Annotated in this window: 27 protein-coding genes and 1 tRNA gene; 8 read left to right on the forward strand and 20 right to left on the reverse strand. The window is 64.6% G+C overall.

Annotated features, from left to right (window positions below; genetic code table 11):
• Positions 1-145: 145 nt before the first annotated feature.
• Complete coding sequence (locus ABIB90_RS01040; protein WP_007597515.1) at positions 146-916, forward strand: hypothetical protein; 771 nt, start codon at positions 146-148, stop codon at positions 914-916.
• 130 nt (positions 917-1,046) lie between these two features.
• On the opposite strand, the gene ABIB90_RS01045 is transcribed toward ABIB90_RS01040, so the two are convergent.
• The 5 genes from ABIB90_RS01045 to ABIB90_RS01065 all read right to left on the reverse strand — a co-directional run bounded on the left by ABIB90_RS01045 (position 1,047) and on the right by ABIB90_RS01065 (position 6,175).
• Positions 1,047-1,853 (reverse strand): SDR family NAD(P)-dependent oxidoreductase, encoded by an 807-nt coding sequence (locus ABIB90_RS01045; RefSeq protein ID WP_219682439.1) that lies wholly within the window; start codon positions 1,851-1,853, stop codon positions 1,047-1,049.
• An 88-nt stretch (positions 1,854-1,941) separates the two neighbouring features.
• Complete coding sequence (locus tag ABIB90_RS01050; protein ID WP_473366877.1) at positions 1,942-2,355, reverse strand: DUF1850 domain-containing protein; 414 nt, start codon at positions 2,353-2,355, stop codon at positions 1,942-1,944.
• Positions 2,316-4,424: a TRAP transporter permease gene (locus tag ABIB90_RS01055; protein WP_354199969.1), complete on the reverse strand. Its 2,109-nt coding sequence runs from the start codon at positions 4,422-4,424 to the stop codon at positions 2,316-2,318. The genes ABIB90_RS01050 and ABIB90_RS01055 overlap by 40 nt, the downstream gene beginning before the upstream one ends.
• Positions 4,425-4,584: 160 nt before the next feature.
• The gene (locus ABIB90_RS01060; RefSeq protein ID WP_007597521.1) at positions 4,585-5,532 is read right to left on the reverse strand and encodes a TAXI family TRAP transporter solute-binding subunit; all 948 of its coding nucleotides are present in this window, start codon (positions 5,530-5,532) and stop codon (positions 4,585-4,587) included.
• 163 nt (positions 5,533-5,695) lie between these two features.
• Positions 5,696-6,175 carry a hypothetical protein gene (locus ABIB90_RS01065; protein WP_354126877.1) on the reverse strand — a complete coding sequence of 160 codons (480 nt, stop codon included), beginning with the start codon at positions 6,173-6,175 and terminating at the stop codon, positions 5,696-5,698.
• Positions 6,176-6,370: 195 nt separating this feature from the next.
• Here ABIB90_RS01065 and ABIB90_RS01070 point away from each other — a divergent pair, with 195 nt between their 5' ends.
• Complete coding sequence (locus ABIB90_RS01070) at positions 6,371-6,673, forward strand: hypothetical protein (protein WP_007597523.1); 303 nt, start codon at positions 6,371-6,373, stop codon at positions 6,671-6,673.
• Positions 6,674-6,840: 167 nt separating this feature from the next.
• Here the strand turns inward: ABIB90_RS01070 and ABIB90_RS01075 are convergent, their stop codons facing one another.
• Both ABIB90_RS01075 and ABIB90_RS01080 read right to left on the reverse strand, forming a co-directional pair.
• Positions 6,841-8,055, reverse strand: coding sequence for a hypothetical protein (locus ABIB90_RS01075; RefSeq protein WP_354199970.1), 1,215 nt, complete (start codon positions 8,053-8,055; stop codon positions 6,841-6,843).
• A gap of 70 nt (positions 8,056-8,125) precedes the next feature.
• On the reverse strand, positions 8,126-8,755 hold the full coding sequence (locus tag ABIB90_RS01080) for an NUDIX hydrolase (protein ID WP_376707503.1): 630 nt from the start codon (positions 8,753-8,755) through the stop codon (positions 8,126-8,128).
• Positions 8,756-8,822: 67 nt separating this feature from the next.
• On the opposite strand from ABIB90_RS01080, the gene ABIB90_RS01085 reads away from it, so the two are divergent.
• The 4 genes from ABIB90_RS01085 (at position 8,823) to ABIB90_RS01100 (ending at position 12,636) form a co-directional block, all read left to right on the forward strand.
• Entirely contained in the window at positions 8,823-9,248 is a 426-nt protein-coding gene (locus ABIB90_RS01085) for a PaaI family thioesterase (protein ID WP_354126879.1), read from the forward strand.
• Between the two features lie 278 nt (positions 9,249-9,526).
• Entirely contained in the window at positions 9,527-10,537 is a 1,011-nt protein-coding gene (locus tag ABIB90_RS01090) for an aldo/keto reductase (RefSeq protein ID WP_007597527.1), read from the forward strand.
• A gap of 13 nt (positions 10,538-10,550) precedes the next feature.
• Positions 10,551-11,864 (forward strand): tetratricopeptide repeat protein, encoded by a 1,314-nt coding sequence (locus ABIB90_RS01095; RefSeq protein ID WP_354199971.1) that lies wholly within the window; start codon positions 10,551-10,553, stop codon positions 11,862-11,864.
• Between the two features lie 196 nt (positions 11,865-12,060).
• On the forward strand, positions 12,061-12,636 hold the full coding sequence (locus ABIB90_RS01100; protein ID WP_007597530.1) for a hypothetical protein: 576 nt from the start codon (positions 12,061-12,063) through the stop codon (positions 12,634-12,636).
• Positions 12,637-12,645: 9 nt separating this feature from the next.
• On the opposite strand, the gene ABIB90_RS01105 is transcribed toward ABIB90_RS01100, so the two are convergent.
• A complete protein-coding gene (locus ABIB90_RS01105) occupies positions 12,646-14,205 on the reverse strand; it encodes an oleate hydratase (RefSeq protein ID WP_354199972.1) in 1,560 nt (519 codons plus the stop codon).
• 358 nt (positions 14,206-14,563) lie between these two features.
• Here ABIB90_RS01105 and ABIB90_RS01110 point away from each other — a divergent pair, with 358 nt between their 5' ends.
• Positions 14,564-14,884, forward strand: a complete 321-nt coding sequence (locus ABIB90_RS01110) for a hypothetical protein (RefSeq protein WP_219682448.1) — start codon at positions 14,564-14,566, stop codon at positions 14,882-14,884.
• 57 nt (positions 14,885-14,941) lie between these two features.
• Here ABIB90_RS01110 and ABIB90_RS01115 read toward each other — a convergent pair whose 3' ends face one another.
• The 4 genes from ABIB90_RS01115 to ABIB90_RS01130 all read right to left on the reverse strand — a co-directional run bounded on the left by ABIB90_RS01115 (position 14,942) and on the right by ABIB90_RS01130 (position 18,360).
• Positions 14,942-16,213, reverse strand: coding sequence for a flavin monoamine oxidase family protein (locus ABIB90_RS01115; protein ID WP_354199973.1), 1,272 nt, complete (start codon positions 16,211-16,213; stop codon positions 14,942-14,944).
• Between the two features lie 8 nt (positions 16,214-16,221).
• Entirely contained in the window at positions 16,222-16,932 is a 711-nt protein-coding gene (locus ABIB90_RS01120) for a RibD family protein (protein ID WP_354199974.1), read from the reverse strand.
• A 19-nt stretch (positions 16,933-16,951) separates the two neighbouring features.
• Positions 16,952-17,623 (reverse strand): FABP family protein, encoded by a 672-nt coding sequence (locus ABIB90_RS01125; protein WP_354199975.1) that lies wholly within the window; start codon positions 17,621-17,623, stop codon positions 16,952-16,954.
• 236 nt (positions 17,624-17,859) lie between these two features.
• Entirely contained in the window at positions 17,860-18,360 is a 501-nt protein-coding gene (locus ABIB90_RS01130) for a hypothetical protein (protein WP_007597540.1), read from the reverse strand.
• A 377-nt stretch (positions 18,361-18,737) separates the two neighbouring features.
• Between ABIB90_RS01130 and ABIB90_RS01135 the strand changes: the two genes are divergently transcribed.
• A complete protein-coding gene (locus tag ABIB90_RS01135) occupies positions 18,738-19,880 on the forward strand; it encodes a helix-turn-helix transcriptional regulator (protein WP_354199976.1) in 1,143 nt (380 codons plus the stop codon).
• 13 nt (positions 19,881-19,893) lie between these two features.
• Here the strand turns inward: ABIB90_RS01135 and ABIB90_RS01140 are convergent, their stop codons facing one another.
• From ABIB90_RS01140 to ABIB90_RS01175, 8 genes are all read right to left on the reverse strand, one after another.
• On the reverse strand, positions 19,894-20,142 hold the full coding sequence (locus tag ABIB90_RS01140; RefSeq protein WP_354127099.1) for a hypothetical protein: 249 nt from the start codon (positions 20,140-20,142) through the stop codon (positions 19,894-19,896).
• Between the two features lie 172 nt (positions 20,143-20,314).
• Positions 20,315-20,390, reverse strand: a tRNA-Phe gene (locus ABIB90_RS01145).
• Between the two features lie 185 nt (positions 20,391-20,575).
• Complete coding sequence (yacG, locus tag ABIB90_RS01150; RefSeq protein ID WP_007597555.1) at positions 20,576-20,758, reverse strand: DNA gyrase inhibitor YacG; 183 nt, start codon at positions 20,756-20,758, stop codon at positions 20,576-20,578.
• Between the two features lie 155 nt (positions 20,759-20,913).
• The gene (locus ABIB90_RS01155) at positions 20,914-21,543 is read right to left on the reverse strand and encodes a Maf-like protein (RefSeq protein WP_007597557.1); all 630 of its coding nucleotides are present in this window, start codon (positions 21,541-21,543) and stop codon (positions 20,914-20,916) included.
• A 156-nt stretch (positions 21,544-21,699) separates the two neighbouring features.
• Positions 21,700-22,167 (reverse strand): arsenate-mycothiol transferase ArsC, encoded by a 468-nt coding sequence (locus ABIB90_RS01160; protein ID WP_007597558.1) that lies wholly within the window; start codon positions 22,165-22,167, stop codon positions 21,700-21,702.
• 5 nt (positions 22,168-22,172) lie between these two features.
• Complete coding sequence (locus ABIB90_RS01165) at positions 22,173-22,670, reverse strand: UPF0262 family protein (protein WP_354199977.1); 498 nt, start codon at positions 22,668-22,670, stop codon at positions 22,173-22,175.
• A complete protein-coding gene (hisD, locus tag ABIB90_RS01170) occupies positions 22,667-23,962 on the reverse strand; it encodes a histidinol dehydrogenase (protein WP_035993721.1) in 1,296 nt (431 codons plus the stop codon). The genes ABIB90_RS01165 and hisD overlap by 4 nt, the downstream gene beginning before the upstream one ends.
• Before the next feature lie 152 nt (positions 23,963-24,114).
• Positions 24,115-24,552, reverse strand: coding sequence for a DUF2948 family protein (locus ABIB90_RS01175; protein ID WP_007597561.1), 438 nt, complete (start codon positions 24,550-24,552; stop codon positions 24,115-24,117).
• Positions 24,553-24,629 lie beyond the last annotated feature (77 nt).

The following is a 24,629-nucleotide window of genomic DNA, read 5'->3' on the forward strand; positions in this document are numbered from 1 at the left end:
TTTTGCGAAGATTCGGAGTTACCAGCTTCGCGCCAAACCGCGCCCTGTGATTATGGGTCCCGGGCTCGCGCTGTGCGCGCCTCGGGACGACGGTGCAGGGACGGTTTGCTTTGAACCAAACGCCGCCTCTCCAGACTCATCCCTCATGACGACCCTGATCGACGACCGTCGTGTGCGCGCGCGAGATGCGTCGCCCGCACGATATTTCTATCTCCACATGGCGCTGGCCTGCGCGGCCACCGCCTTTCTCGGCTTCGCACCGACCTATTTTGTGCCGCTCGCGCAACGGACCTTGTCCGCAAGCCCCGTCATTCATTTCCATGGTCTCTTGTTCTTCACCTGGTCTCTCTATTTCGTGATCCAGACCTGGCTCGCCGCCTCAGGCCGCGTGGTCAATCACCGTGCGCTCGGCATCGCCGGCGTTTCGCTCGCGACCGCGATGACGATCTTCGGCTTCCTCGCCTCCGTCCATGTGATGCAGCATTCCGCGGCGCTCGGACAGAAAGAGGCCGGCATCGCCTTCTCGATCGTACCGATGAGCGGGATTGCGTTCTTTGCAATGGTGTTCGTGCTCGCGATCATGAACACGCGAAAGCCGGAGATTCACAAACGCCTGATGCTGCTCGCCGCGGTCTCCATCCTCGATGCCGCGATCGCGCGCTGGTTTCTCACTTTCCTCGCGCCTCCGGGACCGCCCGGGCCGCCGCCGGTGCCCGTCACCATCGCACCCGCGATGGTCGCTTCGCTGCTGCTCGTCGTCGCCATGGTACGCGACTGGCGCACCGAAGGCCGCGTGCACCCGGTCTACATCACCGGCACGCTCGCGATGCTGGCGGTGAAGGTGCTGAACTGGCCGATCAGCGAAACGGCGGCATGGCATTCATTCGCCGGCGGGATTCTGGCGCTGGCGCAATAGTGTCGTCCTGGCGAAAGCCAAGACCCATTACCCCGAATGCTGATTGTTGAAGAAGCTGGAGCCGGCAGTCTTCGCCAACCGAGCCTTGTGGTAATGGGCCCTGGCTTACGCCAGGGCGACGAGCAAGGAGCTACGCCCCCGCCTTGCACGTGATCCCGCCGTCCACCACGAGCTCGATCCCCGTCACATATTTCGCTTCGTCCGAGGCCAGGAACAGTGCGGCGTTAGCGACGTCGAAGGCGTCGCCCATGTGGCCCATCGGCACTTGCGCATCGCGCGCCCGCCACATCGCCTCGACATCGCCCTTGGCGTAACTGGCGGCGAGACCGGCGGAATGCTCCACCATCGGCGTTTTCATCAGGCCGGGCAGGATCGCGTTGACGCGGACATGGTGGCGCGCGAATTCGATCGCGGTGGTGCGCGTCATCTGGTTCATCGCCGCTTTCGAAGTGCCGTACGTGACGTAGGAGATACCCATGTGGCGGATCGAAGCGATCGAGGAGATGTTGATGATGGAGCCGCCGCCCTGTTTCACCATCACGGGGATGACGTGCTTCATGGCGAAATACGCGCTCTTGAGGTTGACGCTGAAGACGCGGTCCCAGCTCTCCTCGGTCACCTCGACCACGCTGCCCATCTCGGCGATGCCGACATTATTGTCGAGGACGTCGATGCGGCCGTAGGCCTGCAGGCACGCGGCGACCATCGCCTCGACCTCGTGCGCACGCGAGACCTCGGCCGTGAACGCGATCGCCTGGCCGCCTTCGTCGGTGATGATCTTCACGGTCTCCTCGGCGGCCGCGCCGTTGCGATCGACGCAAAACACCTGCGCGCCCTCGCGCGCAAAGGTGACCGCGGTGGCCTTGCCGTTGCCCCAACCGGGGCCGATCGAGCCCGCGCCCACCACCATCGCAACCTTGCCCTTGAGCCGACCCATCGCGTTTCTCCTTTATTTTTCTTGTAGCCCGGATGAGCGTAGCGATATCCGGGGCCGCCGCTCCCGGATGTCGCTTCGCTCATCCGGGCTACGGATCGTCGCAAATCTTCATCGTGGTGACGTTAGCACCAATGGGATGACCGACAATCTCGGACAACGTCCGGCACTTGCCGTCATGGCATAGCCGCCATTCGCCAGCCGCGCCCGAATTGCCGAGCACCACCTCCGGCATCGGCGCACGCGCAGGCCTCCACTGAAACCAGCCGTCGACGAGGCGCGCCTCGGGCGGCGGCTCCATGCCGGGGCCGGTGCCCTTCACGCGTGCCTGCGTCAGTTCGAGCCCGGCGGGGGTGACGCGCCAGTCTTCCTGCCAGTCGACCTTCGCGATGGAATGCGTCCACACCAGCGTGAACGCGGACAGCGCCAGCGCCTTCACGCCTGAGGCTGTGACGAAGCAGAGGCTCACACCGCCTCGACCGGCGCCGGCGGACGCCGCCGCCACTGCCACAGCACGATTGCCGCGGCGAGCAGGAAGCCGGCGGTGTCGCTGAACGGGAAATCGCCGAGCAGGCAGATCGCGGCACCGAGCGCGACCAAACGTTCAAGGAACGTCAGGCGCGTGAACAGGAAGCCGATGGCGACCATGCCGAACAGGGCGATCGCCACCAGGGCCTTCAAGGTCGCCAACGCCACCGCGCCGTAGAAGCCGAGCTTGGCTGCCATGGGATCGCCGGCCTGCAGCATCAGCGCCGGCGAATAGACGAAGATGAAGGGGATGACGTAGCCGGCCAGCGCGATACGCATCGCCTCCCAGCCGATCTTGTCAGGATTCTCCTTCGCGATCGGTGCCGCGGCTAACGCAGCCAGCGCCACCGGCGGCGAGAGGTCGGCCATGATGCCGTAATAGAACGCGAACATGTGGCTCGCGATCAGCGGTACGCCGAGTTTCGCCAGCGCGGGCGCCGCGAGCGCCGCCGTGATGATGTAGGTCGGGATGGTCGGGATCCCGGTGCCGAGCAGGATCGACAGCAGCATGGTCATGATCAGCGCCAGGAACAGGCTCTTCTCGCCGAGGCCGATCACCCAACCGCCGAAAATGGTGCCGACGCCGGTCTGCGACATCATGCCGATGATGACGCCGACAATGGCGCAAGCCATGCCGACGGTGATGGCGGATTTCGCGCTTTCAGCCAGCGCATCGCGGCAGGCGCGCAGGGCGGAAAATCCGCCGCGCACGAACGCAGTGATCACGATCAACGCGACGACGACGCCTGCGACCGGCACGATCTGAAGGCCGTCGCGCGAGAGCGCCGCGACCACGAGCGCAAGCCCGATCCAGAAGATATAGCGGATAGCCATCGAAGGTGCGCCCGTCGTGATGGCGGTGCCGAGGATCAGCCCCACTGTGAGCGCGAGGCCCATGCTGCCGGCATAGAGTGGCGTAAAGCCTTCGAACAGCATGTAGACGAGCGCTGCGAGCGGCAGCACGAGGTACCAGCGCGTCACCAGCGCCTTCCAGGCGCTCGGAGTCTCCGACTTCTTCATCCCGGTGAGCCCGTGCTTGCCGGCCTCCAGATGCACCATCCAGAAGGCGGAGGCGAAATAGAGCATCGCGGGAATCGCCGCCGCTTTCACGATCTCCGAATATTGGACGCCGAGCGTCTCCGCCATGATGAAGGCAACCGCGCCCATCACCGGCGGCATGATCTGCCCGCCCATCGAGGCCGTCGCCTCGACGCCGGCCGCGAACGCGCGGCGATAGCCGAACCTGATCATCAGCGGAATCGTGAACTGGCCAACAGTGACGACGTTGGCGACGCCCGAGCCCGAGATCGTGCCCATCATGCCCGAGGCGAACACCGCGACCTTGGCCGGGCCGCCGCGGGTCCTGCCGAACAACCCAAGAGAAACGTCGGTGAAGAGCTGGATCATGCCGGCGCGCTCCAGGAACGAGCCGAACAGGATGAACAGGAAAATGTAGGTCGCCGAGACGTAGATCGGCACGCCGTAAAAGCCCTCGGTGCCGAAGGAGAGATGAGTGACGATCTGGTCGAAATCATAGCCGCGATGGTTCAGCGGTGACGGCAGATACTGGCCGAAGAACCAGTAGACGAGACAGGCGCCGCACATCAGCGGGAGCGCCGCGCCCATCAGCCGCCGCGTGCCCTCGAAGATCAGGACGGCGAGCAGCGTGCCGACCACAAGATCGAGGCGCGTCGGATCTCCGTCACGTGCGATCAGATCCGCATAGAAGATCCATTGATAGAGCCCGCACAGAAAGCCCGCGCTGCCGATCAGCCAGCCGAGCCCGCGGCCGACATTGCTTTTGGCGGTGAAGTTGCCGATCAGGCCGAAGGTGAGGAGGATGAGGAATCCGACATGGACGCCGCGCACCACCTGGCTCGGCAGATAGTTGAAGGCCGCGACATAAAGCTGGAAGGTCGCGAAGGCGATGCCGATCCAGTACGCGAGCGTGCCCCACCAGCCCGGACCAAAGCCTTCCGGAAAACCGTGTTCGAAATTGTCGAACTCGACCTTGATGGGCGCTTCGCTGCCCTCTGCCTGCAACATCGATATGTCCCCAACCGTCCAGCGCTTATAGCATTGGCGCCGCGTATTCAGACCGTCATGCCCGGGCTTGTCCCGGGCATCCACGATCTTTCTCGCCTGGCCTTAGAACGTGGATGGCCGGGACAAGCCCGGCCATGACGTCCGATAGTGACGGCCGACCTTACTTGATCAGCCCCTTTTCCTTGTAATAGCGGATCGCGCCGGGGTGCAGCGGAACCGGGCTGCCGCTGGCGGCCGTCTCGAGCTTGATCTCCTTGCCGGCCGCATGCGCGTTGGCGAGCTCGGGCAGCGACTCGTAGACCAGTTTTGTCATCTGGTAGGCAAGATCGTCCGACACGGCCGAGCTGGTGACGAGATAGTTGACCACGGCCGCGGTCGGCACGTCCTTGTCCTGCCCGGTGTAGGTGTTGGCGGGAATGGTCGCCGCGATGAAGGGCAGGCCGATCTTGTCGACGGTCTCCTTCGGTACCGACACCACCGTGATCGGGCTCGAGGTCGACAGATCCTTCAACGAGGCCACGCCGAGCCCGGCCGATTGCAGGGTCGCGCCGAGCTGTCGGTTCTTCATGAGATCGACGGATTCGGCGAACGGCAGATACTCGACCTTGCCGAGATCCTTGTAGCTCATACCCGCCGCCGCCAGAATCGCGCGCGAATTCAGCTCCGTGCCCGATTTCGGCGCGCCGACCGACAGGCTCTTGCCTTTGAGGTCCGCCAGCGTCTTGATGCCGCTCTCGGCGGTCGCGACGATCTGGATGTAGTTCGGATAGATCGCGCCGATGGTCCTGAGCTTGTCGAGCTTGGACTTGAAGCCCGCCTCCTCCTCGCCGTCCCAGGCCGCTTTCAGCGAGTCGCCCAGCGTGAACGCCAGCTCGCCGCGGCCCTGCTGGAGCAGGATCAGATTCTCGACTGACGCCTTGGTGGCCTGCACCTGCGTCTTCACGTTCGGAATCTTGTCACCGTAGATCTTTCCGATCGCGACCCCGAGCGGATAGTAGACGCCGGAGGTGCCGCCGGTCAGCACGTTGATGAAGGATTGCGCCTGCGCGCAAGGCGCCGACGCCGCCAGAGCAACAGCCGCGGCCACGCCGAAAATCGTTCGTTTCATGATCTTTCTACTCCCCAAACCGGCCGGGAAGTTGGCCGGATGAGGGGGGCGGGTCAACCCATCCAAAAGTCAAAACAGGACTGCGGTAAATGGCTGTCCTGGCTCGATTTTTGGGGAACTCGGCGGGTGCGGCGAGGTGGCGCAGCCAGGCGTGGACAGCCCCTCACTGGAAAGTCATGTCCAGGCATTTGGAGATGTCGGAGCCGAGGCCGGAGGAGATGATGATGCAGCCGCGCACCTTCTGCGCGCCGACGTCGGCGGCCCAGACCGAGTAACCGCCGGGGCCGAAGAACGAATTGGTGTTCGGCGGCTCGGTCTCGGTGGCGTCGAAATCGTAATGGCCGTCGGTCTCGAAGATGCGCGGCTTCTTGGTGCAGGCGCCGTCGGTCTGGACGTTGATGACTTCCTTGTTGTCGCGGGTCAGCGCCAGCGAGACCTGGCAACGGAAATATTCCGAGGTCTTGGTGTTGAAGAGATATGTGTAGGACTTGCAGGTCGCGGTGTTCAGCTTGCCTGGGGCCAGGCCGCGGCTGCACGAAATCCTCTGGTTGTGGCTGAGCTGGTAATCATCGGCCCGGGCGGCCGGCGCGAGCACCGTCAGCAACAGGCCGGCGGCCCAGCAAGCTTTAATGACGAGGTTCATTCGAATCATCCCCTACCCAATGTTTTTGTCGAATTGCGTTCTAGACGGAAAGCGGAACATAGTCGCGCGGGGACGAAGGGAAAATCACAAACTGCTCGGCAAGACGTGATGCGCTGCGGCGCTTTCGCAAATTGACCTGGAAGCGCCGTTCGTGATTTGTTCAAGCCGGGGCGCCTCGATGGGGAGGATAGGGTGATGGCATTTTCGACAAGGATTTTTCTGGTGACGGCCATGCTCGGCGCGTTGGCTGCACCCGCATTGGCGCAGACCGCTGCGACACCTTGGGAGCTCAAGCCCGACACCGGCTACGCCTATGACAAGGACGGCAAGACCTTCTCCTACAAGATGGGCACCAGCAATGCCGGCGAACTTCTGAAGGGCGCCAAGAAGGTGCCAAAGGGCACGCTGTTCTTCATCGGCCACAACGGCCAGCTCTACATGCGCAGCGGCCCGTATCTGGAAGGCGACGGCAAGTTCAAGTTCGGGTCGGATCAGTAGGGCGGGGATGGCGGGCGACGGCGCCACCACACACTCGGTGTCATCACCCGCGAAAGCGGGTGATCCAGTATTCCAGAGGCCGTCGTGATTGAATCGAGAGGCCGCGGCGTCCTGGATGCCCCGGTCAAGCCGGGGCATGACAGCGGAAGGTGTGGCAGGGCGAACGGCTAGAACGCCCCCGCCAGCTCGCGCGCGCCGGCGTTGTTGCTGTTGCTGTCCATCCTCGTATCCGTCACCGCCAGCAGCTTCGCCACCGTGTTGTGGCGGATCGCGACCGGGTTGCGCTCGTAGCCGCCGCGCTGGAAGAAGTTCGAGGTCGGCACCTGCTCGCGCATCGCCTGCGGCATCGTCACCATGTCGAGGCCGGTGCCGTCGCCGGTGAGGTTCATCATCTCGAGCTCGGCCGCGCTGAGCGGGCGGCTATAGCCCTTGGCGCGCGCAAACAGCACCGAGGTGAGCAGTTTGTGGGTCTGCAGCATCGGTCCGATGTCGATGTCGAGCACCATGGCATGCATGGCCCAGCCCTGCGCGGTGTTGCCGATCTTCTCGTGCTCCGACCAGGTGTCGGGCACCGATTTGGCATGTGCCACCATTTTCTTCAGAACGGCGAGCTTGTGCTCGAGCGACTGTCGCGCCGGGCCCGAGGTCCGCGCGACCCTGTCGGAGAGCGCGCGGATGAATTCATGGCCTTGCTCGGCCAGCAGCTCGACGCTGTTGGTCGTCAGCAGCTGGTTGTAGCCCATCGCGGTCGAAATGGCGCGCTTGCCGCCATGCTCGATTCCCGCCTGCACGTCGTAACTGCCGGTGCCGCCGGTCTCGAACGCATAGACCCGCACCGCCTGCTCGCGCGTCAGCCCCGAGGCCACCGCGTAGCGCGCATAGACGCGCTTGAATTCGACTTCGCTGGAGGGTCGCTGCGGCGTGAACTGGTAGAGTTCCTGCGCCGCACGCAGCAGATCGGCGGCCACGGGGATCGGCCTTTTCGTCGGGCGGTCCGGGGTTTCCTCCGGCTCCGGATTCACCGGCCGTTTCGGCCCGTTATAGAGCGGCGGATGCTCCAGCACGTAATCGTCGAGCGTGATCTGCTGCCCGCTGCGCCGCTTGGCGTTGCGACCTTTCCGCTTCTCGGAGATCTGACTCCAATATGCGCCGGCTTCCTCGTCGAACGCAGCACGCGCCGCCTGATACTCCTGCAGCTTGCGGCGATATTCGAGCACGGCCGGCGACGCGCCGCCTTGCGCGAAAAATTGCGACAACAGCTGGGCTTTGGCATTGCGGACGGCTGGCGGCAGCGCGTCGGATTCGCCCCCGCGCGCGGCAGGCGCGAGCAGGACGAGCGCGAGTGGAACCAGTCTCACGGCATTTCGAATCGATCGATGCATGCTGCCCTCTTAGCAGGCATCCGGTAACTGTCACGTTAACGCGCCGTTTACCTCGTTTTCGCCCCTCGCGTCATTTCCAGGCGAATACCGGCTGTTCCAACTCGGTGACGCGGGTGTGCCGTCCTGCCAGCACTTCGCGGAACTGGTAGATCAACGCCGCCGTCGGTGCGTGGATCAAGCTCGACTGATGATGGAAGCGGATCACACGGCGCGTGCTCTCGGGGATCCCGACGAAATCAAACGCATCTTCGCGCTCGATCGTCGCAAGCGCGATGCGATGGACGGAGGCGACCTCGTCGGGGTTTGGTTTGATCGCGGCACTGTCGGCGGCCCAGACCACGACCGGCGTGATCAGATAGCCGGAGCGGGTCGGATAATCATCGAGCGTCCCGAGCACCTCCGCGCCGGTGAGCTGGAGGCCGAGCTCCTCGTCGAGCTCGCGTAGCGCCGCCTCGACCGGCGTCTCGCCGGCATCGCAGCGTCCACCGGGCAAGGCCCATTGACCGCGATGGGCGCGCAAATGAGATGCGCGCAGCGTGAGCAGCAACGCTGTGTCATCGCTCTCGCTGGCCGCAGTCAGCGCAACTGCCACCGCGGCGCGCTTCAACGCCGCCGGCGCCTCGTCCTCCGGCAGCCGCGTGAAGGCCGCGCAGGCGGCCGCGATATTCCGCCGTGTGGCATCGTCGAACGATCTCATGATGCTTGACTACACCACGTCCGGCCCCGATGAAATGAGATCGCACGACCCGCTCAGGAATGGACGAGACATGACCAACAGAGCCGCCGCACGGCTGAAATCAGACGGCTGGACCATCCTGGAGACCACGGGCTTCATGCACCTGATCGGCCCGTTATGGGAGCGCAAGATCGACGGCCAACACGAATTCGCACTTGCGACCGAGGACAAGCACCACAACCGCCGCGGCATGGTCCAGGGCGGCGTGATGATGACGTTCGCGGACCGTACCTGCGGCATGACCGCCCGCTACGTCTCCGGCAAGGAGTTCATGGCGACGGTGCAGCTCGACACCCATTTCGTCGAAGCCGGCCAGATCGGCGACATCCTGATCTCCCGCCCGCGCGTGGTGCGCTCGACGCGCAGCCTGATCTTCATGAGCACCGAGGTCAGCGTGGACGGCCGCTGCGTGGTGATGGCCAATGGTGTGTTCAAGATTTTGAAGGGGCCGGGGTAACTCCACACCCAACGCTGTCATTCCCCGCGAAGGCGGGGAATCCAGTACGCCGAGGCTTCTCCGGTCATCACTATCCTCTCGGCGTACTGGATCGCCCGGTCAAGCCGGGCGATGACAGCTGAGAGCGTAGCAAGCTGCTCCCCCAACCTCGTCATTGCGAGCGCAGCGAAGCAATCCAGGCTCTTTCTGCGGATGCATCTCTGGATTGCTTCGCTGCGCTCGCAATGACGGCATGAGACGGCTATGCTGATGCCACAAGAAGCAGCAAGGACGTGCCCATGCAATATCGCCAACTCGGCCGCAGCGGCATCAAAGTGTCGCCGATCTGCTTGGGCACGATGATGTTCGGCGGGCCGACCGATGAAGCCACCTCAAAGCGGATCATCGCGAAGGCGCACGAGGCCGGGATCAATTTCATCGACACCGCGGATGCCTATTCGAAGGGTGCATCCGAAGAGGTCGTGGGACGCGCGATCGGCAACAACCGTCACGCCTGGGTGCTCGCGACGAAACTCGCCAATCCCATGGGCGACGATCCCAACCGTGTCGGCCTGTCGCGACGCTGGGTATTGCAGGCGGCGGATGAGAGCCTCAAGCGGCTCGGCACCGATCACATCGACATCTATTATCTGCACAAGGAAGACCATGCGACGCCGCTCGAAGAGACGGTGCGCGCGATGGGCGATTTGATCCGCGCCGGCAAAGTGCGCTATTTCGGCGTCTCGAACTACCGCGCCTGGCGCGTCGCCGAAATCTGCAACATCTGCGACCGGCTCGGCATCGACCGGCCCGCGGTGAGCCAGCCCTATTACAACGCCATGAACCGCATGCCCGAAGTCGAGCACTTCCCGGCCTGCTCCTATTACGGCCTCGGCATCGTGCCCTACAGCCCGCTGGCGCGCGGCGTGCTGACCGGCAAATACAAGCCCGACGCGGCTCCCGACAAGGAGACGCGCGCAGGCCGCAACGACACGCGCATGATGCAGACCGAATGGCGGCCGGAATCGCTTCAGCTGGCGCAGGAGATCAAGGCCCACGCTGAGAAAAAGGGCATCACCGCAGGCCAGTTCGCGGTCGCCTGGGTGCTGAACTCCGCCTTTGTCTCCTCGATCGTTGCCGGGCCGCGCACCGAGGAGCAATGGGACGGCTACACCGGCGCGCTCGACTATCGCTTCACTGCGGAAGACGAGGCGCTGATCGACAGGCTCGTCGTGCCGGGGCATCCCTCGACGCCGGGCTACAACGACCCGGCCTATCCGATTGAAGGACGTCGCGCGCGGACGGCTTAAGCCGGAGACAGGAATGGCCCTCGAAGATCGCTACGGCCTGCCGCTCTCTACCTCTTCGCCCGAGGCGGCATCCGCTTATCGTGAGGGCGTCGACCTCATGCTCGCGGGCTGGACCGGTACGGCGGAAACGCTGGAGCGCGCGATTGCGGCCGATCCGGATTTTGCGATGGCCCATATCGCCCGCGGCCGCCTGCATGGCTTCTATCAGCAAGGCGATCTGGCACGGCAGAAGGCGGCACTCGCGCGTGAGCTCGTGGCGACACGCGGCACGGAACGCGAGCGTTCGCATGTCGAGACGCTGGCGCTCGCAATCGAGGGCCGGCTGCCCGAGGCGATCGCGGCGACGATGAAGCACGTCGAGGCGTGGCCGCGCGATGCATTGGTGCTGTCGCTGCCGCTCGGCGCCTTCGGCCTGTTCGCATTCTCCGGCATGGCCGATCACGACCGCGCGCGGCAGGAGCTGTGCGAGCGCGTGGCGCATCACTATGGCGAGGATTGGTGGTTCCTCACCATGTACGGCTGGGCGATGACCGAGAACGGCAAGGTCGGTCGCGGTCGCGGTATCACCGAGCGCGGCTTCGACCTGCGCCTGCAGAATGCCCACGCCGCGCACGCCGTGCTGCATGCGATGTTCGAGGACGGTTCGATCGAGGCGGCCGACCGACTCGTCGACGACTGGATACCCTCTTACGACCGGGCTGGAATTTTGCACGGCCACATCCGTTGGCATCAGGCGCTCGGCGCGCTGGAGCATGGCGATGCCGCGCGGGCGCTCGCGATCTATGCCGACGTGCTGCAGCCGCAGGCGACGCAGGCGCCGCCGCTCAACGTCGTCACCGACGCCGCGTCCCTGCTCTGGCGCCTGTCGGCTTACGGCCACGCCGTGCCGAAAGCGCTCTGGGTCGAAGCCGATGCCACCGCGCAAAAGCTGTTTCCGAAATCGAGCCTGCCCTTCGCCGACATCCACATGGCGCTGTTCGCGGCTGCGACGCAAAATCGCGAGGCGCTCGCCATACGTCTTGCCGCGATCGAGCAGCGGCTCGCCGATGGCAAGCTTCCGGCCGGTCCCGTGGTGCCCGCGGTCTGCCGTGCGCTGGCAGCCTTTACGGAAGAGGATTACGCGGCATGCGTGCAAATGCTCGCGCCGGTCCTCGGCGAGGTCGTGCGCGTCGGCGGCAGCCATGCCCAGCGCGAGTTGATCGAGGACACTTTTGTCGTTGCCCTCATGCGCAGCGGCGACCTGCCGCGCGCCCGCGCGCTGCTCGACGCGCGCCTGCACCGCCGTCCCTCCCTGCGCGATACGCGCTGGCAGGCGGCAATGGGGTAGCTCCGCCACGAAAAAAACACCGGCCGGGCGGCAAGTGCCGGCCGGGAATGGTTGGGCGATACGGGCGAATCGCCGTTGGGGTGGCGCGGTGGTATTTCAGACGAATCCGGTAGAACAAACGGGATCGCAACCAATTTGCGGTTCGCTGGTTATCGGACGGAACTTTTCCGTGGTTCCCTGGCATGTGAGCCTCCCGATGCGCCTCTGCCGACCAGTCCTCACCGCCGCCCTTATCAGCCTGGCAAGCCCTTGTTTTGCCGAGTCTTCCTTGTCGATTCCCGTCAACAACCCTCCGGCCGCAAACGCTTACGTCGACCTGCTGGCGCTGATGTCCGGCCACTGCAAGACGTTGAAGGTCGCCGGGCGCACCTTCGCCTGCAAGACGGTGGCCTACGCCCATGGTGACAAGGGCCGGGTCAATTTCGCGGTCGCGGTCGACGATCCCGCCGATCACAATCACGTCGTGTCGTTCTCCGGCGAGAACGGCAAGCGCGCCGACGACAATTCCTACGAGCTGCCGATCGATCGCATGCTGCTCAACTCCAAGGACCGCCCCAAGGTCGACGGGTTGCCAGTGCCGGCCGAGCAGACCTCCACCGGCCTCTGCCGCCAGACCGGCAATTTCGCCGCCAAGAAGGTGACTGATGTCACCTGCTCCGCCACCGACAGCGAGGGCCGCCGCTACGAACTGCTGTTCGTTTCCGACGGCACGCCCGTGAGCGTGCGTCGTATCAGGCAGTCGGCGCCATCGATCCAGGATCCGTTCAAATAACTCGACCCGTCACGTGAACGCCTTTTCCAGCGTTGCGAAGATCACTGCGAGCGATTTGTCGTGCCGCGTCACCGGCGGCACCGGGCGATCGATCTTCATCAGCTGATAGACCGCCGTCTGCGCCGCGCGCACCGAATATTCGACGGTGAACACGACGTCATCGGGGATTTCGACGAACTGGCTGACGAAGGCGAGATTGACGGAATTCCTGGGCACCGGCAGCGGCCGGTCGGTCGCGCTGCGCGGCATGAACATGCTGGTGATGTAGGGCATGCGGCAGGGAACGCAGATCGCATCCTCGAAGACGCCAAGCTCGAAATTCAGATGGCCGCAAAGCTCCTTCAGGATGTCGGCGCCGCTGCAATCGGACATCGGTTTGGCCACGAAATTGCCGACGCGGTCGGGACGCAGCGCATAGCCCCAGAACACCTGCACGTTGTTCGGCTGTCCGGCGAAATGCGGCTGGTGATACAGCACCACCGACATCAGCCAGTTGGAGTCCCTGAACGTGACGAGGCCGCCGGTGCCGGCCTTGTTGCCGGAGAACGCCTCCATCTTGTCGAAGAAGCGCGGATCGCGGCAGGTGACCGTGAATGACAGCCAATAGGATTCCGGGATCGACGCGTTGAACGCGGACGGCTTGCCGAATTCGGGACGTCCCTCCGCGATTTGTTCCCACAGCGCCCAACCCCGGCTGTCGGACTTGGTCAGGCGCGGAGCCGGCTCGGTCATCGAGCCCAGGCTCGAGGCATCCGTCATCGAGCCGTTTTGAAAGAACACGAGGTCGCCGTCCTCGATCTGGACATTGGCGATGCGGCCGTCGCGGTCGAGTACGAGCTGGCGCACCCGCAAGCGTCCGTCCTCGCTCTCGATCGCCATGTCGGTGACGGCGGTCCCGCGCACGAACTGCACGCCCTGACCCTTGAGCCAGTCGGCAAGCGGCCGCACGATCGCGTCATACTGGTTGTAGACGGTGCGCTTGACGCCGGCGAGCGTCTCGATGCGCGGGAATTCGTTCATGAAGCGATGCAGATAGCGCTTCAGCTCGACCGCGCTGTGCCAGGGCTGAAAGGCGAAAGTGGTCTGCCACATGTACCAGAAATTGGATTCGAAGAATTTGGGCGACAGCCAGTCGGTGATGCGGCTGTTGCCGAGCGTCTCCTCCGACGCCTCCGTGAGCCGCAGCAGCTCGAGCCGGTCGCGCGCGGAAAATCCCATATGCGAGACGTCGAGCTTGAAGCGGTTGCGATCGACCAACCTCGCCTGCGAATGCGCCGGGTTCTCGGTGTTGAACGCGACGGTTTCCTCGCGCACGCTGAGGCCGGGATGTTCGAGCGAGGGAATGCTCGACAGCAGGTCCCAGGTGCATTCGTAGTGATCGGTCGTGAGCATGCGTCCGCCGCGCAGCGAATAAGCGCCGTTCGCGAGCAGCGCGCCGTCGAGGCTGCCGCCGACCAGCGGCTGCGCCTCGTAGATCACGATGTCCCGCCCCGGCAGCTGCGCGTCACGAACCAGGAACGCCGCGCCCGCGAGCGATCCAATGCCGCCACCGATGAAATACGCCTTCATGTCTTGCCTCGATCTGCAATTCGAATTGTCGCGGCGACATTGCATGGGGAGACACTGGCCGGAGTTGCGCTGGATCAAGCGCAACGCGCATGAGGATCACGTTGAGTTGAGCGATTGACTGATCAGCCCCCGGCATGGCGGCCTTTCGCGACTCTCCACCGATGACGTGATTGCGTCATTCGCGGCAGAGTGATGGCAGAGTTGCGATCGACGCCCGCGATGCGACAATAAATCTCACGAGACGCACGCAGCCGCGCAAATCGAACGCCAATGAAACTGCGTCGTTTCGACGCCCGCACTGACCGGAACGCGCCGGATGACCACGTGTTGTCACACGACATTCAACTGGAGTAATGACATGAAGTATCTCATTGTCGCGATAGCCGTCGGTGCTGCGGCGCTTGCAGGCGGATCCGCGGCGAACGCGGCCAACAATTCAAGCGCGAAACACAACGCGCCAGCCGGCCAGTCGACCGATATCAGCGCGCAGCACAGGCACCATCATCACGGCTATCGCCATCACTGGCGTCCTCACCACCATCACGGATTTCATCGTCCGCACTACCGGAGCTACGGCTATTACCCGCGGCACCACGGCTATTACGGCGGCGGACCGTACGGATATTACGGCGGCGGCGGTCCCAGCGTGACGTTCGGCTTCGGCGGCAGCCGCTGGTAAGACGGTCCCTGGTAAGACGAAGGCCCGCGGGATGCGGGCCTTTTTCTTGACTGTCAGCTATCCCTGCAAGATAAATCCCGCCGTCTCCAGACCGCTCGCCAGCGCCGCTTCGACCGTGCCCATGTCGGCTCCGCGATAGAGCGCCTCGCCGGAGAACGACACCGGACCGTCGGCGCGCGCGAGGATCGTTTGCGCCTCGCGCGTTCGCGGCGTCGCCCAGGAATAGGCGCCGCGGGCATAGGGATCGTGCGCCCAGTTTGTCGCAACGGCCGCGATGATCTCGCGCGCGAGGTCCTCACGCGACAGGCCGAAGACGGTCGCAAGCGAATCGAGCCCGGCATCGATCAGCGCTTGCGGGCCGAGGTGCGACAGCGCTGCCGTGCGCGGGCCGCCGAACCATCCGGTCAGCACGGGATGCCGGTTCGGATATTGCGTCCACCACACCGGGACGGTCTGGTCGGACAAAAGGAAGCTCATGTCCGCGAGCTCTTCCTTGCGCTCGCGCCACCACGGCCGCCCGAAGCGCAGCAGGATCTTTATAACGTTACCGAAGCCGATGTCGTCGGCCGCCGCCGCCTTCGCGCGCGCGCGGCTCGGCAGCCCGATCTCGCGCAATAGCGGCAACGGAACAGTGAGGATCACGCGATTGCAGCCAAGCACGTCGCCGCCGATACAGCGAACGGCGGTCGCGCCACCCTCCTCCTCGATCGCCGACACCACGCAGCCCAAGCGAAACATCACGCCAAGCTTGCGGCACTCGGCTGCCAGGAAGTCGATCATCCCACCATAGCCTCCCTTGATGCGCGCCTGCGGAGAGTGCCCGCCAGCCATCCATTCCTCGCGCAGCGCCAGCGTGGAGGCGCGCTCGGGATCGGCCGCATCGTAGCCCTCGACCATTCGCTCGATCGAATGGCGCAGCCCCGCATGCTCATCGCCGGCAAAATGCCGGCGCAGGAAATCGGCGATGGTGAGATCGTCATTCAATTCCCGAACCACGGCGTGCAGCTCAGCCTCAAGCGGATCGTGGCGGTCCTCGCGCACGATGTCTGCGCCGTCAAAGCCCCATCGCTCGCCTTCGATTTCCTGAAGGGACAGCCCGGCCTCATGCAGCAGCGCGCGCGTGACCGGCGCCTCGCCGTGGACGAATTCGGCGCCGCCATCGGCGGGGTAGCCGAACTCCGAAACAGACAGCGGATGGATGCGGCCGCCGCAGCGCTCGCGCGCCTCCAGGATCGTCACCGTCCTGCCCGCGCACGCCAGCTCGCGCGCCGCCATCAGGCCGGCCGCGCCGGCACCGACGATGACGATATGCTCTGATGTTGCCGACATGTCGGTGCTTACTTGCCCACGGCCTGCGGATCGTTCTGGATCAGATAGCGCAGCAGCAGGACGCCGCCGCCGAGATCTCGCGTGCTCTCCAGCGTCATCGCGCTCAGCGGTGCACGCCGGTCGCCATCGGCATCCGTGGAATCGAACACGAAGGGCGCGCCCTTGGCGCCGTCGATCGCGGGGCTAAGGATCAGATCGAACTCGTCGATCAGGCCGGCACGCAGGAACGCGCCGTTGGCGACGCCCCCGCCCTCCACCAGAAGGCGCTTCACGCCGAGCTCGCGGTTGAGAATGTCCACCGCCCGCGCGAGGTCGATCTCGGACTTTCCGGCAAAGATATAGGACACGCCCTCGCGGCGGAGCCCCGCGAGATGCGAATCGGAGACGCTCTCGGTCAGCACGACGACGATCGGATCGCCGCCGATATCGGAGCGGCCCCAGCCGATCTTGCCCTTCGCATCGAGCACGACGCCATAGGTTTTCGCGTCACGTCGTGCCAACCAATTTTCGCGCGGAAATTTCGCGGCCGCCGTCGCGGGATAGGGCTTGCCCTTGGCGAACTCCGAGCCGGTGACGCGGCCGATTACCCAGGCATCGCCGCCGAGCTCGTCGTGGATCTTCTCGAACCAGTCCGTCCCTGCCCCCTTCGGGCGCCAGCGGCTCGGATGGGTGCGGCCGTCCAGACTCGAATGCATCAGACAGATGACGTAAGGCTTCATGCGTATCTCCGGGCCGCGCTCAGGCTGCCGGCTCATTGCCCTTTTTCCCCGTGGCGCGATCGTTCAAGATCACCGCGAGGGGATTGAGCTTCGGCGGCGCGACGAGTTTCAGCGTGTTGGTGTCGCGATGGTTGAACGGCGCGCCGCGCACGAACAACTCGGTCTGGATCAGATAGGTCCAACTGCCGTCGTCGTTGAAGGTGATGTCGCAGCGGTAAGCATCGGTGCGGAACGCTTGTTCCAGAAAATCAGTCGAGCAGATCCCGTATGCGGTGTCGCCGCGCTTGGCGGTCACGGAGATCTCCTTGTCGTCCGCCCCGGCCTTGCCCGACGCCAGCAGCACCTGCCCGCGCGGGATCGCCAGCGTCTGCATGATCAGCCCGGTCGCAGGCTCCCACAACCAGTAGCCGACCTGGTCGTGGAAGGTGATGTCTTCCTCGGGCGTGTTGATGTGGATGTGATAGCGCAGCCCATAGAGCAGCTGCGGCCCGTTGGCCTGCGGATCGATCGGGTCCATCCGGATGCGCTCAATGAAGGTCCGCCGCTCCGGCCCCTCCGCCTTCGGATTGATATCGATACCTTTGTCGGCCTGCCAGCTGCCTGCGAGACGGCGGAGCGGGCCGAGATTGGCAAGCCCGTCGGGCGAGACGTCCTCGGGCTCGGTGAAGATATCGGCGGGAAGGGGGAGCATGGGTGTCCTCGCGTCATTGCGGAGGCAGCAATAGCATGAGAGCGCGGGCGTGGCTCGTTCGCAAGCCTCACAATCGCGAATGGACATAGGCGCCATGCGCAGACGATCCATGACGCGAGCCACCTGACAACAGGCTGGACTGACCGGCTGGAATGATATGTGTCGTCAATCACGCGCTGATCGTCGACCCGCTTGCGACTTGCCTCGTGCAATCGGAGGAGAGGCCATCCGCACTGCTACTTCAACGCAAGGCTGCTGCAATATGCCGAGGTCTCGCCGGAGCGCCAGCCGGTGATCCGTCCTGCTTCCTTGCACTCGTCATAGGTCTTGTAGTTAGCGACGTTACGGCACGTGAACGAATAGACGCCACCCGAAACGTTGCAACCAACCCAGGGCTTGTCGCCCGTCTTGAAGCTCGATTGACAACCGCCGACGCAGCTGCCCGTGGCAGCGGCGAGCTTGGCAAGCTTCGCGGCGTCCGAGTTCGGCGCCAGTGACGCCGTCGAAGCGGCTGACGTGCGCGATGCGGTCCCGCGAGCTGTCGCGTGATGCGCTGGCCGGTGTGGCCGCGCCATATGCTTCGGCGCATCGACCGTGACGCCGGGAAGCTGGGTGTCGGCGGCGGTCGTGGTGGGCGTCGGTTGCGACATCGCGGTGCCGCCGAGGGCGCACAGGAGCAGTGCAATCGATGAGATGGCGACAGCGGGACGCGTACCGAAGCGTGATGACAACGTCATGGCCATGTCCTTCCAGATGCGGGGACGGTCAATTCCGTCCCGAGGGCCAGGATATCACGCCCTGATCCAGGTTGCATGGAGAGGAACCATGCAACTTGACACGGCCTGCCGACGCGCTCCGCATCGCATCTGCCGCAGTTTTGAGCAGGCATCGAGCAGAACAGACACTGGACTAGCGACGACAAAGCACGAGCGCGAAATTCGTCGCGGTCGCCAACAAGCCACCCCAAGCATTTGTGTTCGGTGTTCCCGTTTGTGCCACGGAATCACGATGATAAGATCACTGCCTCAGGGTTGTGAAATACATCATAGGCGATGAAGCCACTCCTAAACTAACGTTCAAGTGACGTCCGTTATTTTCAAGTGAGTGGTTTGGAATGCACCAGGCTTCGGTCGAGAAGTTCTCGGACCTCATCGGCAGTATCTATGATTGTGTGATCGCGCCGGAACGCTGGACCGAAGTTCTGGATGAGATCTGCGCCGAGTTCGGCTTTGCCACCGGCGCGCTCTCGGTCGCCAGCCTCACCAATATGAAGGCCGTCGTCAATGCGGTCTCCGGGTCCGACCTGGCCCAGATGGCCCAGAACGGGGTCGGCTACGGCGCCGACATCATCGAGCTCTGGGGCGGCGCCGAGCGCATTCAGCAGTATCCGCTCGGCGAGCCGATCGTTCAATCCGAAGCCGTCCGGTCGGAGATCATTTCCAGCAACCGCTATTATCGCGAATGGGCCCTGCCCAAGGGCTTGTTCGACGCCGTTGCCGTCGGCCTCGTACGCGACAGGACGATGGTTGGAAATGCGATATTCAGCCAGCATGAGTCGGCAGGCCGCATTGACGATGTGCAGGTCGACGGATTGCGCCTTCTGGCGCCTCACATCCGCCGCGCCGTGACGATCAGCAATCTGTTCGACATGAAGGCGGTGGAGGCCAACACATTCGCGGCGACGGTGGAGGCCCTGACGGTGGGCGTCGTCCTGGCCGACGAGGATTCGAAGATCGTTCACGCCAACGCCGCAGCCGCGGCGATGCTCGCGGCCGGCGATCCGATCATGGCAAGGCATGGCAGGATCGCGGTTCAATCCGCGGCGACCACGGCCACATTGCAATCGGCCGTCGCGCAGGCGGCAAGGGACGAGACGAAGCTCGGGCAAAAAGGCATCGGCATCCCGATCCCTCGCCAAGGCGGTGACGCTCTCGTCATTCACGTTCTGCCGTTGCGACGCAGCCACACGCGATCCGGCCTGATCCAAAGCGCCGCTGCCGCCGTGTTCGTGACGTCAGCCTCCGGGCCACCGCGATTGCCTCACGATGCGCTCAACCAGCTCTATGACCTGACGCCGGCCGAGATTCGCATCTTCGAGCTCATCTGCGAGGGACACACACGAGACGCGATCTCGGCCTTGCTCGGCGTTTCCGTCAGCACCGTGAAGAGCCACCTCATTCACGTCTTCGAAAAGACGGGCTGCCGACGCCAGGTCGATCTGGTCAGGCTCGCGAAATCGCTGACGTTCCCGGTGTAACAGAAGACCGCGCTCAAGCCGCTTCCGACGTTGATCGCGCACGCTGCTCGAGCACGCCGATCGTCGAGACCAAATTGTCGCGTCGCGCGCGAAGATTAAGCGCAAGAAGCGGGTATGTCGGCTGCAGCACGTCAAACACCCCTGCTCTCGCCTCTTCCTCGAGAATGTCTGTGTTCATGAGCCGAACGCGCCACCACAAATCGGCGACCAACGCATCGAGCCGGAGTTCGCCAGCAGCATCAGAACGGGACACTTCCTGCATCACTTGCCTCAACCTGAAACGGCCTCTCTTCCAAGGCCAGACTTTGGTCCTGGCTGAGCAAGCAGAGTGCCAGCAATGGGCGGGCGCGATCTGGTTCCGGAACGGGATTGCTGCGCGAACCGGCTGGTCAAGACCTGGCGCTGGGGAAGATGTTGCCCGTGGCGAGCGAAAATGGTGCCCAGGGGCGGAATCGAACCACCGACACTGCGATTTTCAGTCGCATGCTCTACCAACTGAGCTACCTGGGCGTGCTCCAAAGAGGGGCCAAAGCCCATCGAGCGGGCGGTTTATAGTGGGCTGAAGGCTGCCTGTCCACCCGGCTTCACCAAGAGGCTTCGCCGGGCGCGGCCCGGCTGTGCACAAGGTCGGGCGGGCTTGCTGGAGCTGGCGTGCTGCGCGGGCATCATTCACTTAGAATGTTGATATTACTTGTTTATTCTTCTCCATCCGCCTCGTCATCCCGGCCGGGGATGACGTAGGAGCCTTTCAGCCAGCGGTTCAGATCGACGTCGCGGCAGCGCGAGGAGCAGAACGGGCGGGTGGCCTCGGACTGCGGCTTGCCGCAGATCGGGCAGGTTTTGAGGGGGCTTGCGGGCTTTTTCACCTGGTCGTCCATAGGGTGCTCAGCTTGCACGAGGTGAGAGAGTTCAAGAGCCTGTCGCCAAAGGGGTTCCTCCGGCGGAAGTGCAGGCGTTCCGGCCAGATTCCCGCGGGGCAATTCTACTGTGCATGGGGTTGTTTTCGCGATTTTTACAGGAGCGGCTTGTCGGCTCAGACGGCGGTGGCATTGAGCCAGCCGAAGCGGATCGGGAAACCTTCGCCGCCGAGCAGCGTGGTGGTCTCGTAGAGCGGCAGGCCGACCACGTTGGTGTAGGACCCCACCATCTTGACCACGAACGACCCCGCGATGCCCTGCACGGCGTAGCCGCCGGCTTTGCCGCGCCATTCGCCGGAGCCGATATAGGCCTGGATGTCGTCCTCCGAGAGGCGCTTGAAGCGGACGCGGGTCTCGACCAGGCGCTGGCGGAAGGCCTCGCGCGGCGTCACCAGGGTGATTGCGGTGTAGACGCGATGGTTGCGGCCCGACAGCAGCCGCAGGCACTGCGCGGCCTCGTCGACGAGATTGGCCTTGGGCAGGATGCGGCGGCCGACCGCCACCACCGTGTCGGCGGAGAGGATGAAGGCGCCGCGCAGCTCGTCGTCGAGCTGCACTGATTTGAGCGCCGCATCCGCCTTGGCCCGCGCGAGCCGGTTGGCGCAGGCGCGCGGCAGCTCGCCCCGCTTCGGCGTCTCGTCGACGTCGGCGGGCCGGAGCGCGTCCGGCTCGATGCCGGCCTGGTTGAGCAGCGACAGGCGCCGCGGCGAACCGGAGGCGAGAACGAATTTGGGGCGGCCGAGCATCAGGTGATTTGGGGAATGAAGCAGGGGGTGAATTGCGCGCGGAACCTATCGGACGGGGGCTGATTTCACAACCCGGGAACCCGGACTTTACTGATTCGACGGGTACAGGATGCGTGTGCCCGCAGTCTGTGACGCGGGTGTTACGGGCGCCGAATGCTACCCGTTCGCCGCGCCCACCTTCGAAAACCGCCGGCGGATGCGCATCAGGAGCTGGTCGCAGACGTCACGATAGGCAGCCAACTTCTGGTCGCGGCTGCCTTCCATGGTGGTGGGATCAAGCGTCGGCCAATACTCGACGTCGGCGGCAAGCGTCCGGGTCAGCTCCAGCGCCTTGTGATGCGCCTCCGGCGACAGCGTGATGATCAGGTCGAAATTCAGCCCCTCCCAATCCTCCAGCTCCTCGAAGGTCTGCGGCTTGTGGGTGGAGATGTCCTGGCCGAGCTCGGCCATCACGGACACCGCGAACGGATCGAGCTCGCCGCGCCTTGCGCCGGCTGACTTCACGTAGAGGCCTTGCGGAAACATGTGCCGCAGCAGGCTCTCGGCCATCGGCGAGCGCACGCTGTTCATGGCGCAAGCGAACAGCACCGATTGCGGATCGCGTGCGCGTGGCGGACCCGCCATCGCGCTTAACCCTTCCAGTGCAGGACAGTAATGAGCGTGAACAGCCGGCGCGAGGTCTCGAAATCGACCCGCACCTTGCCCTTCAGCCGCTCCTGCAGCGTGCGCGAGCCCTCGTCATGGATGCCGCGGCGGCCCATATCGATGGCCTCGATCTTGTCCGGCGTCGCGGTGCGGATCGCCTGGTAGTAGCTGTCGCAGATCATGAAATAGTCCTTCACGATCCGCCGGAACGGCGTCAGCGACAACAGATGTGCGACCACGGGCGTGCCGTCCTCACGGCGGATGTCGAACATCAGGCGGCTGCCGGTGATGCCGATATGCAGCGTGAACGGCCCCTTCCCGTCGGCGCCCTCCGGCGCGAACAGGTTCTGTTCGATCAAATCGTAGATCGCGATCGCGCGCTCATGCTCGATGTCGGGGCCGGAACGGCCGATCGAGTCCTCGTCGAGCGTGACGCCGACGATGCGATTGGTCGAGTCGTCCTGTTCGAGCGGCTGGGTCATGACAGGTTGAGGCGCAATCCAATCGAGCGCGAATGGGCATCTAGCCCCTCCGCCTTGCCGAGAATCATCGCGGCCGGACCGAGCGCACGCAGCTGATCCGGGCCGCATTTCAGGATCGAGGTGCGCTTGAGGAAATCGTGCACCGAGAGCCCCGACGAGAATCGTGCCGAGCGCGCCGTCGGCAGCACGTGGTTGGAGCCGCCGACGTAATCGCCAATCGCCTCCGGCGTGTGCGGCCCGAGGAACACGGCGCCTGCGTTGCGGATCCTTGCGGCGAGCGCGTCGGGATCATGCGTCATGATCTCGAGATGCTCGGCGGCAATCGCATCCGCGAGCGGAATGGCGTCATTGAGGCTCTGCACCATGATGATGGCGCCGAAATCGGCCCACGAGGCGCTGGCGATCGCAGCGCGCGGCAGCGTCTTCAACTGCGCCTCGACGGCCTTTTCGACGTCGGCGGCAAGGCGCGCGGAATCGGTAATCAGGATCGACTGCGCGCTGGAATCGTGCTCGGCCTGTGCCAGCAGGTCGGCGGCAATCCAGTCGGCATTGCCGGTGTCATCGGCGATGACAAGCACCTCCGAGGGACCGGCGATCATGTCGATCCCGACCTTGCCGAACACCAGCCGCTTTGCCGCGGCGACATACGCGTTGCCGGGTCCGACGATCTTGGCGACGGGCGCGATCGTCGCGGTGCCATGCGCGAGCGCGGCAACCGCCTGCGCACCGCCGACGCGATAGATCTCGGTGACGCCGCCAAGCTTTGCTGCCGCCAGGACCAGCGGGTTGAGCTTGCCGTCGGGCGAGGGCACCACCATGACGAGGCGCGCTACGCCCGCGACCTTTGCCGGCACCGCATTCATCAGCACCGAAGACGGATAGGCTGCAGTGCCGCCGGGCACGTAGAGGCCGGCGGATTCGATCGCGGTGTAGCGCCAGCCGAGCTCGACGCCGAGCGAATCGGTGAAACGCTCGTCCTTCGGCAGTTGCCGGCTGTGATAGGTCTCGATGCGATCGCGCGCGAGCTTGAGCGCATCCAGGGTCGCTGCGTCGCAGGCTTTCACCGCGGCCTCGATCTCGGCGGCGGTGACGCGCAGGCCGGATGCATTGAGCGTCAACCGGTCGAACTTTGCCGTGGCCTCGAGCAGGGCGGCATCGCCCCGCTTCGCCACGTCGTCGACGATGGCTCGCGCGGCCGCCTCGACGTCGGCCGAGGCCTCGCGCTTGGCGGCGAGGAAGGCCCCGAATCGCTGGTCAAAATCGGCGCTGCTGCGGTCGAGACGAACGGGCATCTTGGCTTCTAACTGGTTTTTGGGGGCGCGGTTTGGCTCACCAGGCCCCTGCTCAATGGCGCGGCGGGGAAGCTGCGTCAACCCTTGGGCCGGGCCGTTCCCCTCCGGCGTCGTCCTGGCGAAAGCGGAATGCGTGGCCTTGGCATGCCACCTCACCCCTCCCCTTCAGCCTCCAACCCCGCTCCCAGCTGATCCGCCCCCAGATCAGTCAGTTCGCATTCCAGGCATTCGACGTCGAGGCGGATGGCGCCGCCTTGGGCAAACAGGAGCAGCGCGCTCCCGCCGGGGGCGTCCTGGCCGTGGAATTCGATGCCGACGAGATCCAGGACAGTGTCGGGCGCGTCGAGGTCGATGTTGCGCGACTTGCAGGCGAGCACGCGGTCGAAACGGAGGGCGGCGACCAGCCTGCGCGGCTCGGCCTCGCCGTCCAGCGTCTGCTCCCAGTCCAACCGGCTCATGCCGACGACCAGCCGCTTTTCGCTTTGCCGCCAGATGATGTCCGAGGGCTGCACGCGGGCGTCCTGGACGTGGGCCGAGATCACGGAGAGGTCGTCGGCGTCGAGTGCGATCAGTTTGAGCTGGGGAGACATCGACGGCGCTTTCTGCTTCGGGCGGACAGGGCTCAACGCGCGCGGGCGGCGAAATTTCCCTAGAACTAACGCCCCAC

Source organism: Bradyrhizobium sp. JR4.1, assembly GCF_040548605.1.
GTDB classification, from domain to species: Bacteria; Pseudomonadota; Alphaproteobacteria; order Rhizobiales; family Xanthobacteraceae; genus Bradyrhizobium; species Bradyrhizobium canariense.